Annotated in this window: 23 protein-coding genes; 13 read left to right on the top strand and 10 right to left on the bottom strand. The window is 72.0% G+C overall.

Going from position 1 to position 25,269, the window contains the following annotated elements; translation table 11 throughout:
* The first annotated feature begins 39 nt into the window (after positions 1 to 39).
* From argB to argH, 6 genes are all read left to right on the top strand, one after another.
* Positions 40 to 945, top strand: coding sequence for an acetylglutamate kinase (gene argB / locus ABGB10_RS19220; RefSeq protein ID WP_347662227.1), 906 nt, complete (start codon positions 40 to 42; stop codon positions 943 to 945).
* The gene (locus ABGB10_RS19215) at positions 942 to 2,237 is read left to right on the top strand and encodes an acetylornithine transaminase (RefSeq protein ID WP_347662225.1); all 1,296 of its coding nucleotides are present in this window, start codon (positions 942 to 944) and stop codon (positions 2,235 to 2,237) included. The genes argB and ABGB10_RS19215 overlap by 4 nt, the downstream gene beginning before the upstream one ends.
* A complete protein-coding gene (gene argF, locus ABGB10_RS19210) occupies positions 2,234 to 3,172 on the top strand; it encodes an ornithine carbamoyltransferase (RefSeq protein ID WP_347662223.1) in 939 nt (312 codons plus the stop codon). The genes ABGB10_RS19215 and argF overlap by 4 nt, the downstream gene beginning before the upstream one ends.
* Positions 3,169 to 3,684: an arginine repressor gene (locus ABGB10_RS19205; RefSeq protein WP_347662221.1), complete on the top strand. Its 516-nt coding sequence runs from the start codon at positions 3,169 to 3,171 to the stop codon at positions 3,682 to 3,684. Before argF ends, ABGB10_RS19205 begins: the two co-directional genes overlap by 4 nt.
* Positions 3,681 to 4,892: an argininosuccinate synthase gene (locus tag ABGB10_RS19200; RefSeq protein WP_347662219.1), complete on the top strand. Its 1,212-nt coding sequence runs from the start codon at positions 3,681 to 3,683 to the stop codon at positions 4,890 to 4,892. The genes ABGB10_RS19205 and ABGB10_RS19200 overlap by 4 nt, the downstream gene beginning before the upstream one ends.
* A 76-nt stretch (positions 4,893 to 4,968) precedes the next feature.
* Positions 4,969 to 6,432, top strand: a complete 1,464-nt coding sequence (gene argH, locus ABGB10_RS19195; RefSeq protein ID WP_347662218.1) for an argininosuccinate lyase — start codon at positions 4,969 to 4,971, stop codon at positions 6,430 to 6,432.
* Positions 6,433 to 6,475: 43 nt separating this feature from the next.
* Here the strand turns inward: argH and ABGB10_RS19190 are convergent, their stop codons facing one another.
* The 5 genes from ABGB10_RS19190 to ABGB10_RS19170 form a co-directional block, all read right to left on the bottom strand.
* Positions 6,476 to 6,829: an MmcQ/YjbR family DNA-binding protein gene (locus ABGB10_RS19190; protein WP_347662217.1), complete on the bottom strand. Its 354-nt coding sequence runs from the start codon at positions 6,827 to 6,829 to the stop codon at positions 6,476 to 6,478.
* 180 nt (positions 6,830 to 7,009) lie between these two features.
* Positions 7,010 to 7,867, bottom strand: coding sequence for a hypothetical protein (locus ABGB10_RS19185; protein ID WP_347662216.1), 858 nt, complete (start codon positions 7,865 to 7,867; stop codon positions 7,010 to 7,012).
* Positions 7,868 to 7,907: 40 nt separating this feature from the next.
* Complete coding sequence (locus tag ABGB10_RS19180; RefSeq protein WP_347662215.1) at positions 7,908 to 8,756, bottom strand: GNAT family N-acetyltransferase; 849 nt, start codon at positions 8,754 to 8,756, stop codon at positions 7,908 to 7,910.
* A 176-nt stretch (positions 8,757 to 8,932) separates the two neighbouring features.
* Positions 8,933 to 10,450: a GMC family oxidoreductase N-terminal domain-containing protein gene (locus ABGB10_RS19175; protein ID WP_347662214.1), complete on the bottom strand. Its 1,518-nt coding sequence runs from the start codon at positions 10,448 to 10,450 to the stop codon at positions 8,933 to 8,935.
* Between the two features lie 67 nt (positions 10,451 to 10,517).
* Positions 10,518 to 11,849 carry an MFS transporter gene (locus ABGB10_RS19170; RefSeq protein ID WP_347662213.1) on the bottom strand — a complete coding sequence of 444 codons (1,332 nt, stop codon included), beginning with the start codon at positions 11,847 to 11,849 and terminating at the stop codon, positions 10,518 to 10,520.
* Between the two features lie 266 nt (positions 11,850 to 12,115).
* Between ABGB10_RS19170 and ABGB10_RS19165 the strand changes: the two genes are divergently transcribed.
* The gene (locus ABGB10_RS19165; RefSeq protein ID WP_347662212.1) at positions 12,116 to 15,121 is read left to right on the top strand and encodes an AAA family ATPase; all 3,006 of its coding nucleotides are present in this window, start codon (positions 12,116 to 12,118) and stop codon (positions 15,119 to 15,121) included.
* A 58-nt stretch (positions 15,122 to 15,179) separates the two neighbouring features.
* Here the strand turns inward: ABGB10_RS19165 and ABGB10_RS19160 are convergent, their stop codons facing one another.
* Positions 15,180 to 15,596 (bottom strand): DNA-binding protein, encoded by a 417-nt coding sequence (locus tag ABGB10_RS19160; RefSeq protein ID WP_347662211.1) that lies wholly within the window; start codon positions 15,594 to 15,596, stop codon positions 15,180 to 15,182.
* A 90-nt stretch (positions 15,597 to 15,686) separates the two neighbouring features.
* Positions 15,687 to 16,142 carry a hypothetical protein gene (locus tag ABGB10_RS19155; protein ID WP_347662210.1) on the bottom strand — a complete coding sequence of 152 codons (456 nt, stop codon included), beginning with the start codon at positions 16,140 to 16,142 and terminating at the stop codon, positions 15,687 to 15,689.
* Between the two features lie 177 nt (positions 16,143 to 16,319).
* Here ABGB10_RS19155 and ABGB10_RS19150 point away from each other — a divergent pair, with 177 nt between their 5' ends.
* From ABGB10_RS19150 to ABGB10_RS19130, 5 genes are all read left to right on the top strand, one after another.
* Complete coding sequence (locus tag ABGB10_RS19150; RefSeq protein WP_347662209.1) at positions 16,320 to 16,961, top strand: DNA-3-methyladenine glycosylase; 642 nt, start codon at positions 16,320 to 16,322, stop codon at positions 16,959 to 16,961.
* Between the two features lie 88 nt (positions 16,962 to 17,049).
* Positions 17,050 to 18,135, top strand: coding sequence for an exo-alpha-sialidase (locus ABGB10_RS19145; RefSeq protein WP_347662207.1), 1,086 nt, complete (start codon positions 17,050 to 17,052; stop codon positions 18,133 to 18,135).
* A gap of 2 nt (positions 18,136 to 18,137) precedes the next feature.
* Complete coding sequence (locus ABGB10_RS19140) at positions 18,138 to 18,413, top strand: ubiquitin-like small modifier protein 1 (RefSeq protein WP_196922357.1); 276 nt, start codon at positions 18,138 to 18,140, stop codon at positions 18,411 to 18,413.
* 163 nt (positions 18,414 to 18,576) lie between these two features.
* Entirely contained in the window at positions 18,577 to 19,719 is a 1,143-nt protein-coding gene (locus ABGB10_RS19135) for an LLM class flavin-dependent oxidoreductase (protein ID WP_347662205.1), read from the top strand.
* A complete protein-coding gene (locus ABGB10_RS19130) occupies positions 19,716 to 20,351 on the top strand; it encodes an FMN reductase (protein WP_347662204.1) in 636 nt (211 codons plus the stop codon). Before ABGB10_RS19135 ends, ABGB10_RS19130 begins: the two co-directional genes overlap by 4 nt.
* On the opposite strand, the gene ABGB10_RS19125 is transcribed toward ABGB10_RS19130, so the two are convergent.
* The 3 genes from ABGB10_RS19125 to ABGB10_RS19115 form a co-directional block, all read right to left on the bottom strand.
* On the bottom strand, positions 20,344 to 21,222 hold the full coding sequence (locus ABGB10_RS19125) for a universal stress protein (RefSeq protein WP_347662202.1): 879 nt from the start codon (positions 21,220 to 21,222) through the stop codon (positions 20,344 to 20,346). The genes ABGB10_RS19130 and ABGB10_RS19125 overlap by 8 nt on opposite strands.
* A 103-nt stretch (positions 21,223 to 21,325) precedes the next feature.
* On the bottom strand, positions 21,326 to 22,213 hold the full coding sequence (locus ABGB10_RS19120) for a universal stress protein (protein ID WP_347662201.1): 888 nt from the start codon (positions 22,211 to 22,213) through the stop codon (positions 21,326 to 21,328).
* A 96-nt stretch (positions 22,214 to 22,309) separates the two neighbouring features.
* Complete coding sequence (locus ABGB10_RS19115) at positions 22,310 to 24,901, bottom strand: cation-transporting P-type ATPase (protein WP_347662200.1); 2,592 nt, start codon at positions 24,899 to 24,901, stop codon at positions 22,310 to 22,312.
* Positions 24,902 to 24,963: 62 nt separating this feature from the next.
* On the opposite strand from ABGB10_RS19115, the gene ABGB10_RS19110 reads away from it, so the two are divergent.
* Positions 24,964 to 25,212, top strand: coding sequence for a hypothetical protein (locus tag ABGB10_RS19110; protein WP_347662199.1), 249 nt, complete (start codon positions 24,964 to 24,966; stop codon positions 25,210 to 25,212).
* The last annotated feature ends 57 nt before the right edge of the window (positions 25,213 to 25,269 follow it).

The following is a 25,269-nucleotide window of genomic DNA, read 5'->3' as shown; positions in this document are numbered from 1 at the left end:
GCAGCGGAGTCCCGCAGTCGCGAACGAAAGGCCGGCACGGTGAGTCTCAGCAGCGACCTGGCTCGCGCCCAGGTCAAGGCGGAGACGCTGATCGAGGCGTTGCCCTGGTTGGCGCGTTTCTCCGGTTCCACGGTGGTGGTCAAGTACGGCGGCAACGCGATGACCGATCCGGAGTTGCAGCGGGCGTTCGCGGCCGACATGGTCTTCCTGCGCTACGCCGGTCTGAAGCCCGTGGTGGTGCACGGCGGCGGCCCGCAGATCTCCGCCATGCTGGGCCGGCTCGGCATCGCCAGCGAGTTCCGGGGCGGCCTGCGGGTGACCACCGCCGAGGCGATGGACGTGGTCCGGATGGTGCTGGTCGGGCAGGTGGGCCGCGAACTGGTCGGTTTGATCAACTCGCACGGTCCGTACGCCGTCGGTCTCTCCGGCGAGGACGCCCGGCTGTTCACGGCGGTGCGGCGTCCGGCGTACGTGGACGGGTTGCCGGTCGACGTCGGTCAGGTCGGGGACGTCGAGTCGGTCGACGTTTCCGCGGTGACCGACCTGATCGAGGCCGGTCGGATCCCGGTGATCTCCACGGTGGCGCCGGACGTGGACGGGGTGCTGCACAACCTCAACGCGGACACCGCCGCCGCGGCGCTGGCCATCGCGTTGCAGGCTCGCAAGCTGGTCGTGCTCACCGACGTCGCCGGCCTGTACGCGGACTGGCCGGACACCACCAGCCTGGTCTCCGAGATCAGCGCGGACGACCTGGCCAAGCTGCTGCCCAGCCTGGAGTCGGGCATGGTGCCGAAGATGGAGGCCTGCCTGCGGGCGGTGCGTGGGGGAGTGCCCGCCGCGCACGTCGTCGACGGTCGGGTGGCGCACTCCACGTTGCTTGAGGTGTTCACCTCGGAAGGGTTCGGAACGATGGTGGTGCCGGGAGACGGGATGGTCGCGTCGTGAGCACGTTGGCGCAGCGGTGGAAGCAGTCCATGATGGACAACTACGGCACTCCGCCGTTGGCGTTGGTCTCCGGCGCGGGTGCCGTCGTGGTCGACGACGCCGGCCGGGAGTACCTGGACCTGGTGGGTGGCATCGCCGTCAACGCCCTCGGGCACGCCCATCCGGCGGTGGTGGCAGCGGTGTCGAAGCAGGTCGCGACCCTCGGGCACGTCTCCAACCTCTACGTCGCCGAGCCGCCGGTCGCCCTGGCCGAGCTGTTGTTGGCGCTCGCCGGCCGGCCCGGCCGCGTCTTCTTCGCCAACTCGGGCGCGGAGGCCAACGAGGCGGCGTTCAAGCTGTCCCGGCGCACCGGCCGCACGCACGTGGTGGCCACCAGGGGCGGCTTCCACGGACGCACCATGGGCGCGCTCGCCCTGACCGGCCAGCCGGCCAAGGCTGACCCGTTCCGGCCGCTGCCCGGCGACGTGACCCACGTCGACTACGGCGACGTCGCCGCACTGGAGGCGGCCGTCTCCGACGCCACCGCGATGCTGATCGTGGAGCCGATCCAGGGTGAGAACGGTGTGGTCGTCCCGCCGGCCGGATATCTCGCCGCGGCGCGGCGGATCACCGCCCGGCACGGGGCGTTGCTGGTCCTCGACGAGGTGCAGACCGGCATCGGGCGCACCGGGCACTGGTTCGCGCACCAGGCCGAGGGTGTGGAGCCGGACGTCGTCACCCTGGCCAAGGGTCTGGGCGGCGGGTTGCCCATCGGCGCCACGCTGGCCTTCGGCCCGGCCGCCGACCTGCTCACCCCCGGCTCGCACGGCACCACCTTCGGCGGCAACCCGGTCAGCTGCGCGGCGGCGCTCGCAGTGGTGGCGACCATCGCCAACGAGGGGCTGCTCGACAACGTCAAGCGGGTCGGCGAGCGGCTGCGCCGGGGCGTCGAGGCGCTGGGCCACCCACTGGTCGCCGACGTACGCGGCACAGGCTTGCTGCTCGGCGTGGCGCTGACCGCGCCGGTGGCGTCGGTGCTGGCCGAGGCGCTGCGGGAGGCCGGCTTCCTGGTGAACCCGGTGCAGCCGGGAGTGCTCCGGCTGGCCCCGCCACTGATCCTCACCGCCGCCCAGGCGGACGCCTTCCTCGCCGCGTTGCCCGCCGCCCTGAACGCGACCACCGTGGCCGCCGCCGGAACCGACGCAGATCTTGGAGGGAAAGCGCCCCTCCAGGGGCCGAAATCTTCCAAGATCTCGACGCTGACACCCACGCCGACACCCATCACCACGACCACGACGGGGACGACCGCATGACCCGGCACTTCCTGCGCGACGACGACCTCTCGCCCGCCGAGCAGTCCACGGTCCTCGACCTGGCGGCGCGGATGAAGGCGGACCGGTTCGGCCACCGGCCGCTGGTCGGCCCCCGCTCGGTGGCGGTGCTCTTCGACAAGCAGAGCCTGCGGACCAGGATCTCGTTCGACGCCGGGATCGCCGAGCTGGGCGGGCACCCCCTCGTCGTGGACACGCAGGTCACCCACTTCGGCCGGGGCGAGTCCCTCGCCGACGCGGGGCGCGTGCTGTCCCGCTACGTCGCGGCCATCGTGCTGCGCACCCACGGCGACGACCGGATCGCCGAGGTGGCGGCGGGGGCCAGCGTGCCGGTGGTCAACGCGCTGACCGACGGCTTCCACCCGTGCCAACTGCTGGCCGACCTGCTCACCATCCGGGAGAGGTGTGGCGGCACGGCCGGTCGCATCCTGACGTACGTGGGGGACGGCGCGAACAACATGGCGCAGTCGTACCTGCTGGCCGGCGCGACGGCCGGCATGCACGTCCGGGTCGCCGGGCCGGCCGGTTTCGCGCCTGACCCGGCCGTGCTGGAACGGGCTGCGCAGATCGCCGCGGAGACCGGCGGGTCGGTACGGGTGCTGACCGACCCGGCCCAGGCGGTACGCGACGCCGACGTGCTCGCCACCGACACCTGGACCTCGATGGGTCAGGAGTCCGACGGACTGGACCGGATCACCCCGTTCCTGCCGTACCAGGTCAACAAGGAGCTGCTCGGCCAGGCCGCGCCGGACGCGATCGTGCTGCACTGCCTGCCCGCGCACCGCGGCGAGGAGATCACCGACGAGGTGCTCGACGGCCCGCAGAGCGCGGTCTTCGACCAGGCGGAGAACCGGCTGCACGCGCAGAAGGCACTGCTGACGTTCCTGCTGGACGTCGCGACGGGAGAGCCGCGATGACCGCCCCGCTGACCCGGGCCGCCCGGCACGCCCGGATCGTGGAGCTGATCCGCGACAAGGCCATCCGGTCGCAGACCGAGCTTGCCGACCTGCTCGCCGCCGACGGTGTCGGCGTCACCCAGGCCACCCTCTCGCGGGACCTCGAGGAGCTGGGCGCGGTCAAGGTGCGCGGCGGCGACGGCCCGGCCGTCTACCTGATCCCCGAGGACGGCAAACGACCGCTGCGCGACGCCGAGGCCGCACCGGCCCGGCTGATGCGGCTGCTGCACGAGCTGCTCAACGGCGTCGACTCCAGCGGCAACATCGCCGTGCTGCGTACGCCGCCGGGCGCAGCCCAGTACCTGGCCAGCGCGTTGGACCGAGCGGGCCTGCCGGAGATCGTCGGCACCATCGCCGGCGACGACACCATCCTCGTCGTGGCCCGCGAGGCCGTCGGTGGGGCCGCGCTCGGCGAGAAGCTCGCCGGCTGGGCCCGACGGGACGACAACGTCGAAGGGAACACCACGTCATGAGTGAGCGGGTCGTCCTCGCGTACTCCGGGGGGTTGGACACGTCCGTCGCCATTCCGTACCTGGCCGAGCAGACCGGCGCCGAGGTGATCGCGGTCGCGGTCGACGTCGGTCAGGGCGGGGAGGATCTCGACGCGATCCGGCAGCGTGCCCTGGACTGTGGCGCCGTCGAGGCGGAGGTGGTCGACGCGCGGGACGAGTTCGCCGCCGACTACTGCCTGCCGGCCATCCGGGCCAACGCCCTCTACATGGACCGTTACCCGCTGGTGTCGGCGCTGTCCCGGCCGTTGATCGTGAAGCACCTGGTGGCGGCGGCGCGCGCGCACGGCGGCACGATCGTGTCGCACGGCTGCACCGGCAAGGGCAACGACCAGGTCCGCTTCGAGGTGGGCCTGAACGCGCTCGCTCCCGACCTGAAGATCATCGCGCCGGCTCGGGACTTCGCCTGGACCCGGGACAAGGCGATCGCCTTCGCCGAGGAGAAGGGGCTGCCGATCGACGTGTCGGCCAGGTCGCCGTACTCGATCGACCAGAACCTGTGGGGTCGTGCGGTGGAGACCGGCTTCCTGGAGGACATCTGGAACGCCCCGGTCGAGGACCTCTACTCGTACACTGCCGATCCGGCGCAGGACCGCGACGCCGACGAGGTCGTGATCACCTTCGACGCTGGCGTACCGGTGGCGATCGACGGTGAGACGGTCACCCCGTACCAGGCGATCCTTGAGCTCAACCGGCGTGCCGGCGCCCACGGCGTCGGCCGGCTCGACATGGTCGAGGATCGCCTCGTGGGCATCAAGAGCCGCGAGGTGTACGAGGCGCCCGGCGCGATCGCGTTGATCACCGCCCACCAGGAGTTGGAGGCGGTGACCGTGGAGCGGGACCTGGCCCGGTTCAAGAAGAGCGTCGACCAACGGTGGGGCGAGCTCGTCTACGACGGCCTGTGGTTCTCGCCGCTGAAGGACTCGTTGGACGCGTTCATCGACGACGCGCAGCGACACGTGAGCGGCGAGGTCCGGATGACCCTGCACGGCGGCCGGGCCACCGTCACCGGCCGGCGCTCCGAGGCGAGCCTCTACGACTTCGGGATGGCCACCTACGACACCGGCGACACCTTCGACCAGTCCCTGGCCAAGGGTTTCGTGCAGTTGTGGGGGCTTCCGAGCCGGCTGGCCGCCGCACGGGACGCCCGGCTGGGCGGTGGCGCGCAGTGACATGTGCGAGCGCGAGCGGTGAGCGAGCGCAGCGAGTGAGCCCCGCAGTCGCGACCGAAAGGCGAGCAGAGCAATGATGGGCGACGTGGACGACAAGAGCCTGACCGAGAACAGCGCAGCCACCAACCGGACGAGCCTGTGGGGTGGCCGGTTCGCCGGCGGTCCCGCCGAGGCGCTCGCCCGACTGTCGGTGAGCGTGCAGTTCGACTGGCGCCTGGCCCCGTACGACATCGCGGGTTCCCGGGCGCACGCCCGGGTCCTCGCCGGCGCCGGCCTGCTCGACCCGGACGAGCTGGGTCGGATCCTGGCCGCGTTGGACGACCTGGAAGCCGCCTGCGCCTCCGGGGCGTTCCGCCCCACCGTCGACGACGAGGACGTGCACACCGCGTTGGAGCGCGGTCTGCTGGAGCGCCTCGGCAGCCTCGGCGGCAAGTTGCGGGCCGGTCGGTCCCGCAACGACCAGGTCGCCACCGACCTGCGGCTCTACCTGCGTGATCACGCCCGGGGCGTGGCCAGCCGCCTCGTCGAGCTGGCCGAGGCGTTGGTCGAGCAGGCCGAACGGCACATCGACACGGCCGCGCCCGGCATGACCCACCTCCAGCACGCCCAGCCGGTCACCTTCGGGCACTGGTTGCTCGCCCACGTGCAGCCGCTGTTGCGGGACCTGGAGCGGCTACGCGACTGGGACCACCGGGCGGCCGTCAGCCCGCTCGGCGCGGGCGCCCTCGCCGGTTCCGGGCTGCCCCTGGACCCGGTGGCCGTGGCCAAGGAGCTCGGCTTCCGTACGTCGTTCGCCAACTCCATGGACGCGGTCGCCGACCGGGACTTCGTCGCCGAGTTCCTCTTCACCACCGCCATGATCGGGGTGCACCTGTCCCGACTCGGCGAGGAGGTGGTGCTCTGGACGTCGCACGAGTTCGGCTGGGTGGAGCTGGACGACTCGTTCGCCACCGGCTCGTCGATCATGCCGCAGAAGAAGAACGCGGACATCGCGGAGCTGGCGCGCGGCAAGTCCGGGCGGCTGGTCGGTGGTCTGGTAACCGTGCTCACCATGCTCAAGGGCCTGCCGATGACCTACGACCGGGACATGCAGGAGGACAAGGAGCCGGCCTTCGACGCCGTCGACACCCTGGAGCTGCTGCTGCCGGCCCTGGCGGGAATGATCTCCACGATGTCGGTCCGGGTGGACCGCCTCGTCGCCGCCGCCCCGGTCGGGTTCTCCCTGGCCACCGAGGTTGCCGACTGGCTGGTCCGGCGCAACGTGCCGTTCCGCGACGCGCACGAGATCACCGGCCGGTTGGTGGCGCTCTGCGCGGCCCGGGAATGCGAGCTGGAGGACGTCTCCGACGACGACCTGGCCGCGATCAGCGGGCACCTCGACCCGTCGGTGCGCGACGTGCTCTCGGTCCGTTCGGCCCTCGCGGCTCGCACCACCCCCGGCTCCACCGGCCCCGGCCCGGTCGCCGACCAGCTCGCCGACGCCGCCGACCGGTTGACCAGTTGGCGGGAGTGGGCCACCGAGTCGGTCGTACCGCGCTGACCCCGCTGCGGCGTCGGCGCGTTCCGCCGGCGCCGCGGTCGGTTCAGACCGTCGGGCGCTCCCGCTTCGGGAGCTTGGCAACCACCATCTCGTACGACCCGTCGACCGCCTCGGTCAACTCCTCGGCGTCGATCGCGCCGTTCAGACGCAGCGTGTTCCACCCGGACCGGCCGATGTAGGCCATCACGCTGGCGTCGTCGGGGTGCCGGTGCAGCCACTCGTCGGCCACCTCCCGGGTCGGCCCGCACTTGACGCCGACCGTCGGCTCGCCCGCACCGTTGCCGAGGAACGCGAAGATCCGGCTGCCGACCTTCACCACCTCGTCGCCCTCCCACGGCCGGTCCAGCCATGCTCCCGGCTTGGCCAGGCAGTACGCCAGCATCTCCGCGCGCTCCATGGGTGCCTCCTCGTCCTGCGCACAGTGTGCCCCGCCCCGAGCGCAGCCGCAGGGGACCTGGCCGGCTGATCCCGGCGTGGCGTCGGCGCATGCCGTCGGCGCCACGGCGGTTCAGGCCGTCGCTCCTGGAAGAGCGCCGGCCGCCCCGCTACCGCAGTGCGGCAGCGGGACGGCGATCCATCAGGTGGGCCAGTTCCTTACCGCCTGTCCGACCTCAGGGTCGATCTCGTCGAGCATCGCGAGAACGTCCGGTCGGGTCAGCTCCGGGCCCCGTGACACCTCACACAGGCGCTGGAAGGCTGCCGGCCCATGGCTGTCCCACAGCCGCCGGGCCACGATGATCAGTCCGAGTTGGAACCAGATGTAGTTGGCCACCCCGTCGAGCCCGTGGCCGTCTGCCGGCTCCCGGATGCGGGCAAGCTCGCGTATCGGCCACTGCACCGGTGCCGACCAGCAGGCCGCCGCCGCGTCGAGGATCGGCAGCATCTCCGTCTCGGCCTCCGCGAGGTAACCGACCATGCCGACGTTCGCGATCAACTCCCGGAGCCAGAGGTTGCCCGGGTCTTGCCAGCCCGCGAAGTCGTGCGAGAGATGGCTCATCTCGTGGGCCACGAACAGGTCGTTCAGCGGGGCGAGATCGATCGGGTCGCCGAAGCGGGCATTCAACTGCCCCTTGGTCTGCGGTGGCAGCTCCGGGATGACGTTGTCCAGGAATGCGTCCCACATGGGAGGAAGCTCCTGGTTGATCACCATTCGATCACGGGACACGTGCACCACGCCGTAGATCGGGAAGATGGCGACCTTCGCCCAGTCCTGCGGACCGACCACGAAGAGCGGCGGTGTCGGCGGGGCGCCGACCGTCTCGGACAACCAGGAAGCCACCTGTTGGGCGCGCTGCGCGACGAGCACACCCCGCTCGGCCCCGCCCTGACTGACATGGACGGGGAATGGGAATCCGGTGACCTCGTGCAGTCCGCTGAGGTCCGGAGCGGGCCGCTCAGGCCGCTGCGGCGGTGTCTCGCCGGCTTTCGTGCTCATGTCCTACCAATCGTCAGGGCGCTCGGGGCCGGTGAACGGCTCACGAGCGCGATGTCGTCACGCGGGTGCTCGCCGGCCGCCAGATCCAGCTCCGGCGGTCGTAGAGCCGGGTGAATCCGGCCCTGGCCATGTTGTTCAGTGATGGGTTCGTACCCTCGACCTCGGGCTTGCCTACCTCGCTGACGAGCCAGCGGCAACCGGCTGCCGCCGCGTACTCGGCTCGGGCGGCGATCAGGGCCGACTGCACGCCACGGCGGCGGTGGCTCTCCCGGGTCGCTCCGGAGTTGAGGTGGGCCGACTTCCCGTGCAGGAAGAGGTTGGCCACGCCGATCATATGGTCGCCGTCCCAGGCGGCGAACGCCTGGAAGCCGTCGGTCCGGGCCACGGCGGCAAACACCTCGATCAGGTGCTGGTCGGGCACGCCGAAGAACTCCCAGAGCCGCGCCGCCCACTCGTCGGTCTCCTGCGCACCGACCAGCCCGACGCGCAGATCCGTGCCGGCGGGCTTGACGTCGTCCACCTCCGCCGCGAATCGGACCAGCTCGCCGCCCGGTTCGAGGCCGTGGACGGCCCTTGTCTCGGCCCAGTCGCTCGGCAGGAGTTCCGGGGCGATCTGGATGTGGGCCATCGGGCTGCCGTGCGCCCGGTGGAAGTCGAGCACCTCGCTGATCACCTTGTCGGTGATCGATTCGGTGACACCGAGCCCCAGGGACTTGTTGAAGATGCCACCCGTCGGGTCGTTGCGAACGGAGACCGTTGTTCCTCCGCCGATCCGCCCGGTGGTGATGCCGAGCGCCCGGCGGGTCGGCTCGGGTACGGCGGCGTCCAGTCGGTAGTTCACCTCCGCCTCGACGAGTTCGGCGATCCTGGTCAGGTCAGCTGGTGACATGCGGTGCTCCGGTCAAGGGTTGGACTCACTGGCACGAGGGTTCGTCGAATCCACCGGGCGGCGGCAGGGGAGCGGGTCGGCGTCCCAGTGGGATCGGGACAACCGGCCGGACGGCAGAGCGGGCCCGGTGTGCGGGCGGCGTGGCGGTAGGGACCAGGGTCGGCCCACGGCTCGGCTCACGGACGGGTAAGGCCCCTGATGAGATCCGCCGCCCGTTCGGCCACGGCCAGCACGGTCGCGTGCGTGTTGGCTGCCGGGATGGAGGGCATGACGGACGCGTCGGCGATACGCAACCCAGTGACTCCCCTGACCCGCAACTCCTCGTCCACCACAGAGGTCGGGTCCGACCCCATCCGGCAGGAGCCGACCGGGTGCCAGTAGACGACGAGGCTCTCCTGGATGTACCGGCGCAGGGTCGCGTCATGGTTGATCGGTCCGGGGACCACCTCCTCGCCTCGCCACGGGGCGAGCGCGGGTGCCGCACCGATCTGACGGGCCGCGCGCAGTCCCCCGATCATGGCGTCGAGGTCGCGGGGGTCGGCGTAGCAGTTGGGGTCGAGCAGCAGCGGCGCCTCCGGGTCGGGGCCGGAGAGGCGGATCGTGCCGCGGCTGCGTGGGTTCATCAGCGAGACGAGGAAGGAGTATCCGTGGCCGTACTCGACCTGCGGAGCCAACGGCGACAGCGGCGCCTCGCTGAGGATGAGCTGCACGTCGGGCACGGTCAGGGCGGGGTCGCTGCGTAGGCGTACACCCACCTCGGCGTGGTTTCCGGCACTGCCGGGAACCTCTCGCGATGAGGTGTAGGTGACGGTGGTGGTGGGGTGGTCGTGGTAGTTCGCGCCGACCTCGGGCGCGTCCACCAGCACGTCGACACCGACCTCGTGCAGATGCTCCTTGGGGCCGATCCCCGAGAGCATCAGGAGCTGTGCCGAGCCGATCGTGCCCGCCGTCAACACCACCTCACCGGAGCACTGCGCCGACTTCGTCTCGCCCGCGACGGTGTAGTCGACGCCGACGCACCGGTTACCGTCGAAGACAAGCCGGTGGACCAGTGCGTCCGTCACCACGTGGAGGTTCGGCCGGTGCAGGATCGGCCGGAGGTAGGCGTCGGCGGCGGTCTGGCGTACGCCGTCGACGATGTTGAGGTCGAACAGGCCGACTCCGTCTTCCAGTCCGTTGGAGAAGTCGACGGCACGCGGGTGTCCCGCCTCCACGGCAGCCTCTCCTGCCGCCGCCATCAGCGGGTGCACGGAAGCCGCAGGAGCTACCTGCATCGGGCCCTCCTGGCCTCGGTTGGCCGCGTTCCTGCCCCGCGTCCGCTCGGTGCGCTGGAAGTACGGCAGCAGGTCGTCGTAGCCCCAGCCGTCCGCGCCCGCCTTCGACCAGGCGTCGTAGCTCGACCGGTGGGCGCGGAGGAAGATCATGCCGTTGATGGCGGAGGAGCCGCCGAGCCCGCGCCCCCGTGGCTGCAGGAGCGTCGCGCCGGTCTGCGCGTGCGGCACCGAAACGTCACCCCAGTTGGCGGGCGAGTTCATGAGGGCGGGCCACGCCGCCGGTACGGCGCTCAGGGGCGGCAATTCCCTGCTCCCGGCCTCCAGGAGCAGTACCCGCACGGAGAGGCGTACGGACAGCCGTGCCGCGATCACCGATCCGGCCGAGCCGCCGCCCACCACGATGTAGTCATAACCAGGCATGATGAATCCTCTTTCAGCTGCAATGGTGTCGGGCTGTCTGTGGTGCCGGGCGGGTCGGCGCGCTCGGCTAGCGGATGCCGGCGGTGATGCTCTGGGTGGAAACCGGGCGGGCGGGCAGCCGGACCGCCGGGTTCGACACCGGACCCTGTGGGCCCGCGGACTTGTCCCCGACATCCCCTCCTGAGCCGTCAGCGCTCCGGGCGGGCCGGCGGAACAGGATCCAGAAGCCGGCCGCGGCGACCACACCGACGGCGGCGCAGAGGGACCAGAGGGCGTATCCGCCCCAGTGGTCCAGCACCAGTCCGCCCAGAAGTGGCGCCAGGACCGACGCCACGGAGCCGCTCAGGCTGTAGACGCCCTGATAGCGGCCTCGGGCCTGCGTGTGCGCCAGCTCGCCCACGGCGGCCGACGACGCGGGGGCGTACAGGATCTCGCCCAGGGTCCAGATCACCACGCACAGCGCGGAGAAGATCAACGAGGTGCCGGCGAGGCCGGTCAGGCCGAATCCCGCACCGAGCAGGACCGCGCTGAGCGTCAGCACCGGAGCCAGGCCGAGTTTGCGTCCCTTCACCAGGGCGGTGACGGGGATCTGCAGCAGGATGATGACCACGCCGTTCAAGGCGATGATCAACCCGTAGGCCTGGGTGCTGATCCCGCGTCCGGCCATGTCGACCGGCAGGATGCTCCACCCCTGGTACATCATCAGCCACACGCCGAGGGCGAGCAGGCAGAACGTCATGAACCGGGAGTCTCGGAAAACCTGCCGAGAACTGATTGGCGCCTCGGTGCCCGAGGAGGCGGTGTCGGCACGCTCGGGCCGGGTCTCCGGCAGCCGGACCCACATGACCACGGCGCAGATCAAGGTCGTGGCGGCATCGCCGAGGAAGATCCAGAGATAACCCTCGTGTACGAGATAACCGGCCACCACGGCGGAGAACCCGAAGCCGATGTTGACGGCCCAGTAGTTGACCGAGAAGGCACGGACGCGGTCCTTCTGCGGGACCATATCCACGATCATCGCCTGTACCGCGGGCCGTGACGCGCTCACACCGAGCCCCATGAAGAACGCCAGCACGGCGATAGTCGCCCCGTTCGGGGTGAAGCCCATGATCGCGGTCGACACGGCGGCGAGGAGTTGGGCGCCGGCCATCGTCGGACGCCGGCCGATTCGGTCGGTCAGCTCACCGCCGATCAGGGATCCGGCGACGGATCCGATGCCGAAGGTCGCCAGCACGAGCCCGGCGGTCGTGGCCGAATACCCGAGTTCGGTGGTCAGGTAGATCCCGAGAAACGGATAGACGAAGGTGGCCATACGGTTCACCAGGGTCGCGCTCCACAGCACCCAGAATCCGCTGGGAAAGCCGGTCATGCTGCGGTAGAGCGAGCGAGACATCCTCATGGGTGAGTTTTCTCCAGGGCTCAGGAGTCAGAGGTCAGGGCGGGCGCTATCGATGATCACAGCCGGCAAAGGGCGCGGCATCGGGAGAAATTCCGGCCTTTGACCGGCCCCGGGACCTGACTCGCGGGCGGCGGCCGCCACAGCTCGGACGAAGTTCCTAGAACGTGGCCTGCCAGCGGTTCGCGAAATTGTTTCCGCGAGCCGGATGGGAGATTCGGGGCGCCTGCCGAAACCGACACTCTGTGGTTTGTGCAATTGTTGGTCTTGTGGGACTCGCCGCTACCGTCACCCCTGCCTTCGTGGGGCGGGAAGCCGAACTGGCCGAGCTGCGCCAGGCCGCCGAGGCGGCCGACCGCGGCGCCCCCCAAGCGCTGCTGGTGAGGGGCGAGGCGGGCGTCGGCAAGACCCGCCTCGTCGACGAGCTGCTTCGTACGCTCGACAGGCAGGCCGTCGTGGCGGTCGGTCGTTGCATCGAGGTCGGCGGCGACGCGTTCCCGTTCGCGCCGTTCACCGCGGCGCTGCACGTCCTGTGGCAGCGGCTACCCGATGAGGTCCAGGCGGCGAGCGCGGGTCAGGAGGCGTTGCTCGCCCGGATCCTGCCGGATCTGGACGCCGGGACGTCCGTGGAACATCGAAGCGAAAACGTCGCACGGCTCCTCGAACTCACCACGCGGGTCCTGGAACGCCTGGCGTCGAGCCGCCTGGTGGTGCTGGTGATCGAGGATCTGCACTGGGCCGACGCTTCCACGCGCAACCTGCTGGGATACCTGTGCCGCAGCAGGCGCACCGGACGTCTCCTCCTTGTCGGCACCTACCGGTCCGACGAGGTCCACCGCCGACACCCCCTGCGCCCGCTCCTGGCGGAGTTGGACCGGCTCAGGTCGGTACGCCGCGTCGAGCTGTCCCGGTTCAGCCGAGTCGAGGTGACCAAGCAACTCGGCGGTCTCTTCGGGGCGCTGCCTGACCCGGTCGTCCTCAACGACATCTTCGCCCGCTCCGACGGCAACGCGTTCTTCGTCGAAGAGCTCGCCCGCGCCTACGTGGAGCACGCGGGGGAAGAGCTGCACAACCTCCGGGAGGTGCTGCTGGCGCGGCTCGAGGCGCTGCCGGACACCAGCCAGCGGATCGCCAGGATTGCCGCGGAGAGTGGCGCGGCGATCGGATATCCGCTGTTGAAGGCCGTGACGGGTCTACCCGAGGACGAGTTGATCGAGGGATTGCGCGCGGCCGTGCTCGCCCAGATCCTCGTCCCCGAACCGAACGGATCGGACTACCGATTTCGCCACTCGCTGGTTCGCGAGGCCGTCAGCGACAGCCTGCTGCCCGGCGAGCGAGCCCTGATCAACCGACGGTACGGCGAGGCGCTGGAAGCCGAGCCCTCGCTCGTGCGGCCCGATGAGTTGACCGGCCGCCTCGCCCAGCACTGGTATGCCGCCCACGATGACGCCAAAGCGCTGTACATGTGCGTCCGCGGCGCCGACGAGGCGTGGACCCGATACGCGTACGCCGAGCGGCTGAGCCTGCTGGAACGCGCGCTCGAGCTGTGGGACCGGGTTCCGGACGGGGTACGCGCCACCCTGCCCGCCCTGGGCCTGCCGGAGCGGTACCCGCGCCGCGGGCACGGCGCGGGCGAGGTGGGGCCGGGCCTTCTTGACCTGCTCGCCGCCGCCACGACGGCCGGGTGGCACAGCGGGGATCTCGACCGGTCGCTACACCTGGCGCGTACCGCGCTGGAACTCCTCGCGAGAGAACACGAGCCAGATCCGGTCCGTGCGGCGTGGTTCTGGATGCGCTGTTCCCAGCTGGTCCAGGCGTTGAACCGTGGGGATGGGTGGCGGGAGCTGCAGACTGCGCAGGAGTTGGTCGCCGAACTGCCCCCGTCGATGCTGCATGCCGACATCCTGGGGCACATGGCGACCTGGGGGGCGCGGCACCGACCCGGACCGCAGAGCCGTGCCGCGGCCGACCTCGCCGTGACGTACGCCGCCGGCTGCGGTGCCGAGGACCTGGAGCTACGAGCTCGCATCACGCTCTGCTGGCTCGACGCCGCGACCGATCTCGACGGCACCAGCCTGGCCGACCTGTACGAGGTACGAGATCGTGCCGAGAAGCTGGGAGTGGTCGACCTCATCGGGCGGGTGAACCAGAACCTTCCCTCGATCCTGGAGGGGATGGGCCGCTCCGAGGAGGCGATCCGGACGGCCGATCACGGCATAAAGATGTGTCGCTCGCTCAGCCTGGCCGATACCGAGGCGTGGGTGCACTGCAACCGCTCGGTCTCCCTGTTCTCGCTGGGCCGTTGGCCGGAGTCGGAGGCGGCGCTCGACGAAGCCGCGGCGGTCGCCCAGTCGGACAAGCCACGAGCCGCGATCGTGGGGCGCCGCGCCTACGGCCAGTTGGTGCGGGGACATGTCAGCGAGGCCGCCGACCAGTTGATGCTCGCCCGCGAACTCTTCGGTACCGAGGATCTCCAGCCGCAGTTCCTCATCCCGTTGGTCCAGTACATCGTGGAGACTGCCACCCGTCAGGGCGACATCGTCGGCGCTCGAGCCGAGTTCCTACGTATCGCCGCGGCGCTGGCCAGCGGGCCGGTGAGCGATGTGCTGCCGGCGCTCTGCGCCGCCGCCGCGATCGAGGCGGATGCGTTTTCGGCCGGTACAGGCTCTGCCGAGGTGCTCGCCGTCGTACGCGACGCCGCCGAACACCTGCAGATCGTGTTTCCCATCTCGCACGCGTTCGCGCGTGTCCTGCAGGCCCAGTTGTCGCGGGCGGAGGGGGACGACGACCCGGGGCGTTGGGCCGCGGCCGTCGCCGCGTTCGAGCCGCTGGAGCGTCCCTACGAGCTGGCGGGCGCACTCCTCGGCGAGGGGCGTGCCCTGCTCGCCGCACAGCGGCGCGACGCCGCGGCCGATCGGCTCACGGCTGCGCACCGGATCGCCACCGGGCTCGGCGCTCAACTGCTCCTTGCCGACATCGAGGTACTCGCCGCCCGGGCCGGGATCGCGGCGGCGTTCGTGGCGGACGGCCGGCCAGTGGACGAGCAGGACGCTCAGCACGACGCCGGCGTCTCCCTGGGGCTCACCCCACGTGAGACCGAGGTGTTGCGGCTGGTCGCGCGGGGGTACAGCAACCGTCGGATCGCCGAAGAACTCTTCATCACGCAGAAGACCACGAGCACTCACGTCTCCAGCATTCTCGCCAAACTCGGCGCGTCCAGCCGGACCGAGGCTGCGGCGGTCGCGCACCGAGCAGGTCTGGCCGGGGCGGAGTGAGGCGGGGCCGCCTCGTCGTCGGCACCTGCTGTGCCGCGTTGGACGAGGCCAACGTCATCTACCCGGCGGAGCGGGCGGCGACCCGCTCGTAGCGCTGGCGGGCCGCCTGCGCGCTGCCCAGCCCCAGCCCGTACGCGATCGCCTGCCAGGTCAGCCCCCGGTCGCGGGCCAGCGTCAACAGGCCGGCCTCCAGGGCGTCCAGCTCGGCGCGGACGTGTGGCAGCAGGGTCAGCGCGGCGGTGAGGTCGGCCGCGTCGATCGGCTCCTCCGCGGCCTCGCGCTCGGCCCCGCCGGCGGCCAGAGCGGCGACCAGGGCGACGGCCTCCCACTGGTCCAGCACGTACGGGTGGGCCCAGCGGCCCCGCCGGGTGTCGGTGCCGGCGTGCCGCTCGCTGATCCGCTGCAACGCCTCGTACGTCCGGTGGGCTCGGGCCCGGCCCGGGTCCGGCGCGGTGAACAGGTCGTCCGTCGTCATACCCCGATCCCAACCCATCAACGAACGATTGTCAACAACATGTTGAAGCGGGGCGGCGCGGTCTTGACGTACCACCCCGCCCCGCCATGGTCAGAGCGACAACTCGAAGCGGTGCTCGTCGGTGAGGGAGTTGCACAACGCGTCGCAGGAGTTGCCGGTCACCACGCCGAACGCCACACCGGGGGCGAACGGGCGCTCCGTCGCGGTCACGGCGATCCGGACCTTCTGCGTGGTCGGGTCGCAGACCACCTTCCGCATGGTCGTGCCAGTCCGCATCGTGTCCCCGATAGCCTGGGCGACCTTGACGGTCAGGTCGACCGAGGTGCGCTGCGAGCAGGTCAGGGTGACCGGGACGAAGACCGCCGCGCCGCTGGCGTCGATCTTGCTGGTGGCGCTGAGCACGACCGCGGTCAGCGGGGCGCCGTCGACCGCGGCACCCGCCCTCAGCGGGGCGTTGGCACTGGCCGACGGGGCGAGAGCAAGCGTGGCGCCTGCCGCGGCCAGGACGATGGCGATGAGAGGCCGACGGATTCTGCGTACGTTCATGGTGGTTCCTCTCCGGATGCGCCGTCGCGCCCTGCGACGACACTCGTTACACCCGCCGGTCGCGCGGCGGGTTTCCGCAGGTGGATGACGAACGGATGAACACCGGAGGGCTTCCGGGTGCCCGGCCGGATCCGGCGGCGGGATGGTCAGGCGCAAGGCTGGGTACCTTTGGGGGCCATGGATCTCGTGTCGGACGACCGCTCCGCCGACGCTGACCTGGCGGCGCTGGCGGACCTGCTCGCCGGCCCACTGCTGCCGGCGGCGCGCGGACTGCTGGGCTGCCGTCTGCACGCCGGCGGGGTCACCGTCCGGATCACCGAGGTCGAGGCGTACGCGGGAAGTGGCGGCGATCCCGCCTCGCACGCCCATCGGGGCCGCACCCCGCGCAACGCCGTGATGTTCGGCCCCGCCGGGCACGCGTACGTCTACTTCACCTACGGGATGCACTGGTGCATGAACGTGGTCACCGGCGTCGAGGGGGAGGCTTCCGCCGTGCTGCTGCGCGCCGGGGAGGTTGTCGACGGGCTGGCCACGGCACGGGAGCGTCGGCCGGCCATCCGACGGGACGTGGATCTGGCCCGCGGGCCCGCCCGGCTCTGCTCCGCGCTCGGCATCGACCGCGAGGCGTACGGGGCGTATCTGCTCGGCGACGGGCCGGTCCGCCTACGGCCCCCTGTGCGGCCGGTGCCGCCGGAGACGGTGGTGGCGGGTCCCCGGGTCGGGGTGACCGGCGCGCACGACCTGCCCTGGCGGTTCTGGCTGGACGGCGATCCCACGGTCAGCGCCTACCGCCGGCACGTGCCCCGCATCCGGGGCTGAGCGCGCACTGCGGCGTGTGGGCGGCGGAGGCTGTCGGTGGGTGTGGCCATAATCACCGGACCTGCTCACCGACGGTTCGGAGGACGTCATGGCAACACTGCTCGCGATCGGCACAGCCAAGGGGTTGTTTCTCGCCACCAGCACCGACGACCGGCGCAGTTGGGAGATCACCGGTCCGCACTTCCCGATGACCGGTGTCTACGCGGTCGCGGTCGACACCCGTCGTTCCACCCCGCGGCTGCTCGCCGGGGTGACCAGCTCACACTTCGGGCCCAGCGTCGCCACCAGCGACGACCTCGGCGCGTCCTGGGACGAGCCCGACCAGGCGCCGGTCGCGTTTCCGGCCGACGCCGGCGTCTCCCTCGGGCGGGTCTGGCAGTTGATGCCGGCCGGTCCCGACGAGCCGGACGTGGTCTGGGCCGGCACCGAGCCCTCGGCGCTGTTCAAGTCCACCGACGGTGGCCGCAGCTTCGAGCTGGTCCGATCCCTGTGGGACCACCCGCACCGGCCCCAGTGGGAGGCCGGCTTCGGTGGTCAGGCCGTGCACACCGTGCTGCCGCACCCGCGTGACCCGGCCCGGCTGCTGGTCGCCATGTCCACCGGCGGCGTCTACCGCTCGGAGGACGCCGGGGCCAGCTGGGCACCGGGCAACACCGGCATCCGCGCCTACTTCATGCCCGACGAGTGGCCGGAGTTCGGCCAGTGCGTGCACAAGGTCGCCCGGGACGCCGGCAACCCCGAGCGGCTGTACGCGCAGAACCACCACGGCGTCTACCGCTCCGACGACGACGGCCGCACGTGGTCCTCGATCGCCGACGGGCTGCCCAGCGACTTCGGCTTCCCGATGGTGGCCCACCCCGGGCGCGGCGGCATGGTGTGGACCTTCCCGTTGGTGGCCGACAGCGAGCGGTTCCCCACCGACCACCGCTGCCGGGTGTTCCGGTCCGCCGACGCCGGCGGCAAGTGGGAGCCGCTGTCGGTCGGGCTGCCCGAGGGCCCGTTCTATCCGGCGGTGCTGCGCGACGCGATGTGCGCCGACGATGCGACCCCCGGTGGGGTCTACTTCGGCACCCGCTCCGGCTCGGTCTTCGCCAGCCGCGACGAGGGCGACTCCTGGTCGTCGGTCGCGGCGCACCTGCCCGACGTGCTCTGCGTTCGCGCCGCGAAGGTCTGAGCGTGGTCACCGTGCTGCTGCCCGGCCCGCTGCGCGGCGAGGCCGGGGGCGCGAGTCGGCTGAACGTCACCGCCGCCGGGACGCTCCGGGCGGTCCTGGACGAGATGGCCGTCGCGCATCCCCGGCTGGCCCGGCGCATCCGCGACGAGCGCGGCGAGCTGCGCCGCTACGTCAACGTCTTCGTCGACGGGGAAGACTGCCGGCACTCCGGCGGTCTGGCCACCCCGGTCGAGGACGGCGCGGAGGTGCAGGTGCTGCCCTCGGTGGCGGGCGGCTGAGCGGGCCGACACCGAGGGGAGTTCCCGACCCGCTTGTCCGGTTGTGGAGGTGACCGGCGCCACTGCGGGGCGTCCCGACGACGGAATAGTTGCGTCGTCAAATAAGTTGAGAGCTGCGTCCGGGTACCACGACGGCCCCCGGTTGACACGCGAGGAGCTGGTCATGCAGTTCGGAGTCTTCACCGTCGGTGACGTCACGGTCGACCCGACCACCGGTCGGGAGCCGACCGAGCATGAGCGCATCAAGGCGATGGTCGCGATCGCGCTGAAGGCCGAAGAGGTCGGCCTGGACGTCTTCGCCACCGGCGAGCACCACAACCCGCCGTTCGTGCCGTCGTCACCGACGACCATGATGGGCCACATCGCGGCGCGTACCGAGCGTCTGCTGCTGTCCACCGCGACCACCCTGATCACCACCAACGACCCGGTGAAGATCGCCGAGGACTACGCGATGCTCCAGCACCTGTCCGACGGTCGGGTGGACCTCATGATGGGCCGCGGCAACACCGGCCCGGTCTACCCGTGGTTCGGCAAGGACATCCGGGCCGGCATCCCCCTCGCCATCGAGAACTACGACCTGCTGCACCGGCTGTGGCGCGAGGACGTGGTCGACTGGAAGGGCAAGTACCGCACCCCGTTGCAGTCGTTCACCTCGACGCCGCGTCCGCTCGACGGGGTGCCCCCGTTCGTCTGGCACGGCTCGATCCGCAGCCCGGAGATCGCCGAGCAGGCCGCGTACTACGGCGACGGCTTCTTCGCCAACCACATCTTCTGGCCCAAGGAGCACACCCAGCGGATGGTCCAGCTCTACCGCCAGCGGTACGCGCACTACGGCCACGGCGCCGCCGACCAGGCCATCGTCGGTCTGGGCGGGCAGGTGTTCATGCGACGCAACTCGCAGGACGCCGTCCGGGAGTTCCGTCCGTACTTCGACAACGCCCCGGTCTACGGGCACGGGCCGTCGCTGGAGGAGTTCACCCGGGAGACGCCGCTGACCGTGGGCAGCCCGCAGCAGGTCATCGACCGCACCCTGGGCTTCCGGGAGTACGTCGGTGACTACCAGCGGCAGCTGTTCCTGATGGACCACGCGGGCCTGCCCCTGAAGACGGTGCTGGAGCAGCTCGACCTGCTCGGCGAGGAGGTCGTGCCGGTGCTGCGCAAGGAGTTCGCCGCGCTGCGTCCGGCGCACGTGCCGGAGGCGCCCACCCACGCCTCGCTGGTCGCCGCCGCCGGCGGCGCCAAGGACAGCACCGTGCACGCCGTCGACGACGTGACGGGCAAGGCACCGGAGGGGGCGACCCGATGACCCACCGCACCCTGGCCGTGGTCTCGGCGGGGCTGAGCCAGCCCTCGTCGACCCGGCTGCTCGCCGACCAACTCGCCGCGGCCACCCGCGACGAGTTGGTCCGGCGCGGCTCCGAGGTGGAGCTGCACGTCGTCGACCTGCGGGAGTACGCCCACGACGTGGTGAACAACATGCTCACCGGGTTCGCGCCGGCGGCGCTGCGCGAGGTCGTCGACACGGTGACCGGCGCGGACGGCCTCATCGCCGTCACCCCGATCTTCAGTGGCTCCTACAACGGGCTCTTCAAGTCCTTCTTCGACGTGCTGGACAAGGAGTCGCTCGTCGACCGGCCGGTGCTGATCGGGGCCACCGGCGGCACCGCCCGGCACTCCCTCGCTCTGGAGCACGCGGTCCGCCCGATGTTCGCGTACCTGCGGTCGGTGGTGGTCCCGACCGCGGTGTTCGCCGCGCCGGAGGACTGGTCGGACGGCACCGCCGACGGCGCGCTTCGCGGCCGGATCCGGCGCGCCGCCGGGGAGCTGGCCGACCAGATCGAGCGGCGGCCGCCGACCAGCGGTCCCGCCGACCCGTTCGCCCTCACCACCGATTTCCTGCAGATGCTCGGCCGAGGGGACGGCGCGCCGGTCAGCTGACCGGGTACGGGTGGGCGACCAGCACCGGGCAGTGCGCGTGCTGGATCGCCGCCTGGCTGACCGAGCCGAGCAGCATCCCGGTGAATCCGGCCCGGCCCCGGGTGCCCACGACCAGCAGCGACGCCGTGCCGCTGGCCTCGATGAGCCCCTGGGCCACGCCGGCCGCCCGGACCGGATGCTCCCGCACCACCAGGTCGGGATGCTCGGCGCGGACCGCAGTGGACGCGTCGGCGAGCAGCCGCACGGCGTCGGCCTGGTACGCGGCCTGCGACTCCTCGATCTCCTCCGGCACCGTCCGGCCCCCGTCCGGCGGGCCGACGTGCACCAGCACCAACGGCACGTCCCGCAGCGCCGCCTCGCCGGCGGCGTAGCTCGCGGCGAGTCGGGACGACTCGGACCCGTCGACGCCGACCAGCACCGGGGCGTCCACCGGGATCGGCTGTTCGTCCGGGCGGACCACCAGCACCGGGCAGTGCGCGTGCGCGGCCACCTGCGCGCCGACCGAGCCGAGCAGCAGCCCGGCGAACCCGCCCAGCCCTCGACTGCCCACCACGACGAGGTCGGCCCGACGGGACTCCTCGACCATGGTGATGCCGGGACCGCCGGCGACCTGGCGGACCTCGACGACCAGGCCGGGCCACCTGTCGGCCAGCTCAGCCGCCGTACGCTCCAACATCTTCTGCGCCTCCTCGGAGGGAGCCGGCACCCCGAGGTCGTACGGGTTGAGCGGCACGCCGTAGCCGAGCGGGTGCAGGAAGCCGTGCACCAGGTGCAACGGCCTGGACCGGAGCAGCGCAGCGCGGGCCGCGTGCTCGGCGGCGACGAGGCTGGACGGCGATCCGTCCACGCCCACCACGACGGGTCGGTTCATCGGCGCTCCCTGGGTTGGTCAGGTCATTGTCGACCGTGTACCCGAAGCCGCGTCGCCGAACGCGCCGGCCGGGAGCCGGCCGGCACGGACGGGGGTACGGCGCTCAGGCGTCCCGGCGGTGCCGGACGATCGCCAGCGGGCTGTGCGAGTGATGCAGCACCGCGTGGCTCACCGAGCCGAGCAGCGCACCGGCGAGGGCGCCCCGACCGTGTGCCCCGACCACGGTGAGCTGCGCGCCGGCGGACTGCTGCACCAGCACCCGCGCTGCTGCGCCGTACGCCACACACTGGCGTACCGGCACCTCGGGATACCGCTGCGACCAGCCGGCCAGGGATTCGGCGAGCACCCGCTTCTCGTCGGCGGCCAGCGCGTCGACGTCGTACACCAGCGGCAGGATGTCGCCGGGGCCGGTCGGCGTGGGGGTGAGCCAGGCGTGCACGGCCACCAGGTCGGTGCCGCGCAGCGCGGCCTCCTCGAAGGCGAATGCCAGGGCCTCGGTGGACAGGGCCGAGCCGTCGACGCCGACCAGCACGGGGCCGTCGGCGCGCGCCTCACCCTTGACCACCAGGACCGGGCACTCGGCGCGGGCGGACACCTGCACGGCCACCGAGCCGATCAGCAGCTCGGCGAAACCTCCCAGACCCCGGCTGCCGAGCACCAGTAGCGCCGCGTCGCGGGATTCGCCCAGGAGCACCGGCGTGGCTGCGCCGTCGATCACCGCGCCGATGACGGCGAGCTCCGGCGCGGTCTTGCCGGCCTCGGTCACCGCCTCGGCGACGATCAGTTCAGCCTGGTGGCGAAGCCCGGCGTCGACGGGAGCGCCCGGCGCCGAAACCAGCGGTACGTCGTACAGGGGCCAGATGAACGCGTGCACCACCCGCAGGGGGCGCCGCCGCACCGTCGCTTCCTGGGCGGCGACCCGCACCGCCTCCAGCGCCGAGGTCGAGCCGTCCACCGCCACCACAACGGGAGCACCGGATCTGATGGTCATCACGTCCTCCTTCATCCGTCTCCATCCTCGTGCGATGTCGTCCCGGCGGTCAGGGGCGTACGGCAAGGGGCCGGGGGCCGTTGGTCCCGTCACTCGTCACGCCCCGTCAGCGTCCGGGCGGGACGCTGCCAGCGACGGCCGGCGACGGGCCAGCCGCAGCGCCAGCCCGGGCACGACGCTGACCGCCGCGCAGGCCAGCAGCACGCTCGGCCCCAGCGGGTCGGTGCCGAGCAACTCCCGCAGCGGAGCGGACAGCACCCCACCGACCTGGAGCAGCGCCGACACCGCCACCGCGACGAGGAGGCCGGGGTTGCCGTGTCGGGCTCCGGGCAGCCGGGGCGCTCGGACCGCCAGCGCCACACCGAGCTGGGCGAGCCCGAGCACCACGAAGACCACCGACTGCCACGGCAGGCCCCGATGTGCGGCGAACACGCCGGCGCCGAGCACCACGGCGGCGATCAGCGCGCCGGTGACCAGGACGTCCCGACCCAGCCCGGCGCCGAGCACCGACTGCTGGGGTGAGCGCGGCGGGCGGCGCAGGGTGCCGGGTTCGGCCGGCTCGGCGCCGAGCGCCACGCCGGGCACCCCGTGGGTCAGCAGGTTGACCCAGAGGATCTGGGCGGGCAGCAGCGGTACGGCCAACCCGAACAGCGGGCCGGTCAGCATCACGATGATCTCCGCCACCCCACCGGCGAGGGCGTACCGCAGGAACCGGCGGATGTTGTCGTAGATCCGGCGGCCCTCGCCGATGGCGGTGGCCACGGTGGACAGCTCATCGTCGACCAGCACCAGGTCAGCGGCCTGCCGGGCGACCTCGGTGCCACTACCCATCGCCACCCCGATGTCGGCGCGCCGAAGCGCCGGGGCGTCGTTCACCCCGTCACCGGTCATCGCCACCACCTCGCCACGGGCCTGCAGGCCGGCGATGATGTCGAGCTTCTGTTCCGGCTGGGTCCGGGCGAAGACCCGCGTGTCCGGGTGCGCCGTCTGGTCGTCGTCGCCGGTGGCGAGGGGGTCGCCCACGCGCCAGAGACCGAGCTGACCACCGATCGCCGCAGCCGTGGCCGGGTGGTCTCCGGTGATCAGCAGCAGCCGTACGCCGGCGGTGTCGAAGCTGCCGGCGATCTCCGGGGCGCCGACGCGCAGCGGGTCACCGACGGCGACCAGCCCCACCGGACGCAGCCCGGTGGGTGCGGCGAGGTCGGGCATCCGGTCCACCAGGGCGGCGGCGACGGCGAGCACCCGTAACCCTTCGGCCGCCAGCCGCCGCGCGGTGGTGGTCAACTCGTCGATCTCCTCGGCGGTCGCGTCCACCAGCGGCGCGCCGAGGACGCTCTCCGGTGCGCCCTTGCAGACCACCAGGTAACGCTGGTCGCAGGAGCGGTGCACCGTGATCATCCGGCGTTGCGCCTGGTCGAAGGGGTGCTCAGCGACCCGGGGCCAGGCGGCGCGAGTCGGCTGCGGGTCGAGGCCGCACCGGGCCGCGAAGGCGACCAGCGCCGCTTCCAGGGGGTCACCGACCGCAGCCCAGTCGGATCGCTCGTCGTCCGGCGGCGACAGGGCGGCGTCGTTGCAGAGCAGCCCGGCGCGCGCCAGTCGGCGCAGCCCTTCCGGTACGGCCACCGCCGCGCCGTCGCGGTGCACCGTGCCGTACGGGGCGTACCCGGTGCCGGTGATTCCATATCGGGCACCGTCGGACGTGACCACCTGCTGCACCGTCATCCGCCCCTCGGTGAGGGTGCCGGTCTTGTCGGAGGCGATCACCGTCACCGAGCCGAGTGTCTCGACCGCGTGCAGTTGGCGCGGGATGGCGTGCGCGGCGGCCATCCGGCGGGCGCCGAGCGCGAGGGCCAGCGTCACCACGGCCGGCAGCGACTCGGGCACCGCCGCGACCACCAGGCTCACCGCGGTGATCGCCATGTCCACCACCGGCCGGCCACCGACCACGCCGATGGCGAACACCAGCCCGGACAGGGCCACCGCGACCAACCCGAGCACCCGGCCCAGGGCGGCGAGCCGGCGCTGCAGCGGTGTGGTGGTGGGACGGGTGCCGGCCACCAGCGCGCTGATCCGGCCCAGGGCGCTCACTGCTCCCGTGCGGAGCACGGTGCCGGCTGCCCTTCCGGTGGTGACGACGGTCCCGGCCAGCGCCTCCCCGCCGGGGGTACGCCCCACTGTCACCGACTCACCGGTCAGCGCGGACTCGTCCAGGTGCAGCCGGTTCGCCTCGATCAGCAGCAGGTCGGCCGGGACGATGTCGCCGGCCTCGACGCGGACCAGATCGCCGGGGACGAGGTCGGCGGCGGGCACCGCCAGTTCCCGGCCGTCGCGCACCACCCGGGCGGCGGGCGCGGCGAGCCGGTCCAGAGCGGCGATCGCGCGGTCGGCGCGGACCTCCTGCACCACCCCGATGACGGTGTTCACCAGCACGACCAGGACGATCACCGCGGTGTCCGGGTAGTCGCCGAGCACCGTGGTGACGGCCGCCGCGGCAAGCAGAAGTGCCACCAGCGGGTCGGTGAGCTGGCGCAGGATCCGTACGGCCAGGTGTTGGCGGGGTGGCGGGGTGACCGTGTTGGGGCCGGTGGCGCGCAGCCGGGCGGCGGCCTCGGCCGCGTCGAGCCCGACCGGTACGGCCAGGTCGACGGGGTCCTCCAGGATGCCGCCTCGTCCTCCGGTCGTCGTCACCCGTGACCTCCCCGTCTTGCGCGTGCGTCTGCCCGCACGCCGTCTCGTCCCACCATGGGGCTGTGCGACCGCGCCGGGCAGAGGCGTTGCGCCCGTGCGGCCCGGGACCAACGACCCTCGCGCCGCGTACCCGGGAGCGGTCGGATGGGGTCAGGGCCGGCGACGGCCGCGACGGAAGGACGGCTGTTCCGCGCCGGTCAGCCGACGCCCTCGGGCAGCAGCTCACCCTGCGGCTCATGGCCGTGGTCGTCGACCGTCTCCAGGCATCGCGGGGCCGGCTGCTGGAGCTGTACGGCTACCCGACTCGGTAGAGCCGGCGCGGCTGTCGCCTCAGTAGCCGGTGCGGCTGCCGCCTCAGTGGCCGGTGC

It is taken from the genome of Micromonospora sp. B9E7, assembly GCF_039871815.1.
GTDB lineage: Bacteria > Actinomycetota > Actinomycetes > Mycobacteriales > Micromonosporaceae > Micromonospora.
The sequence above is the reverse complement of the archived record's forward strand: the minus strand, read 5'-3'. Positions and strand labels throughout refer to the sequence as shown.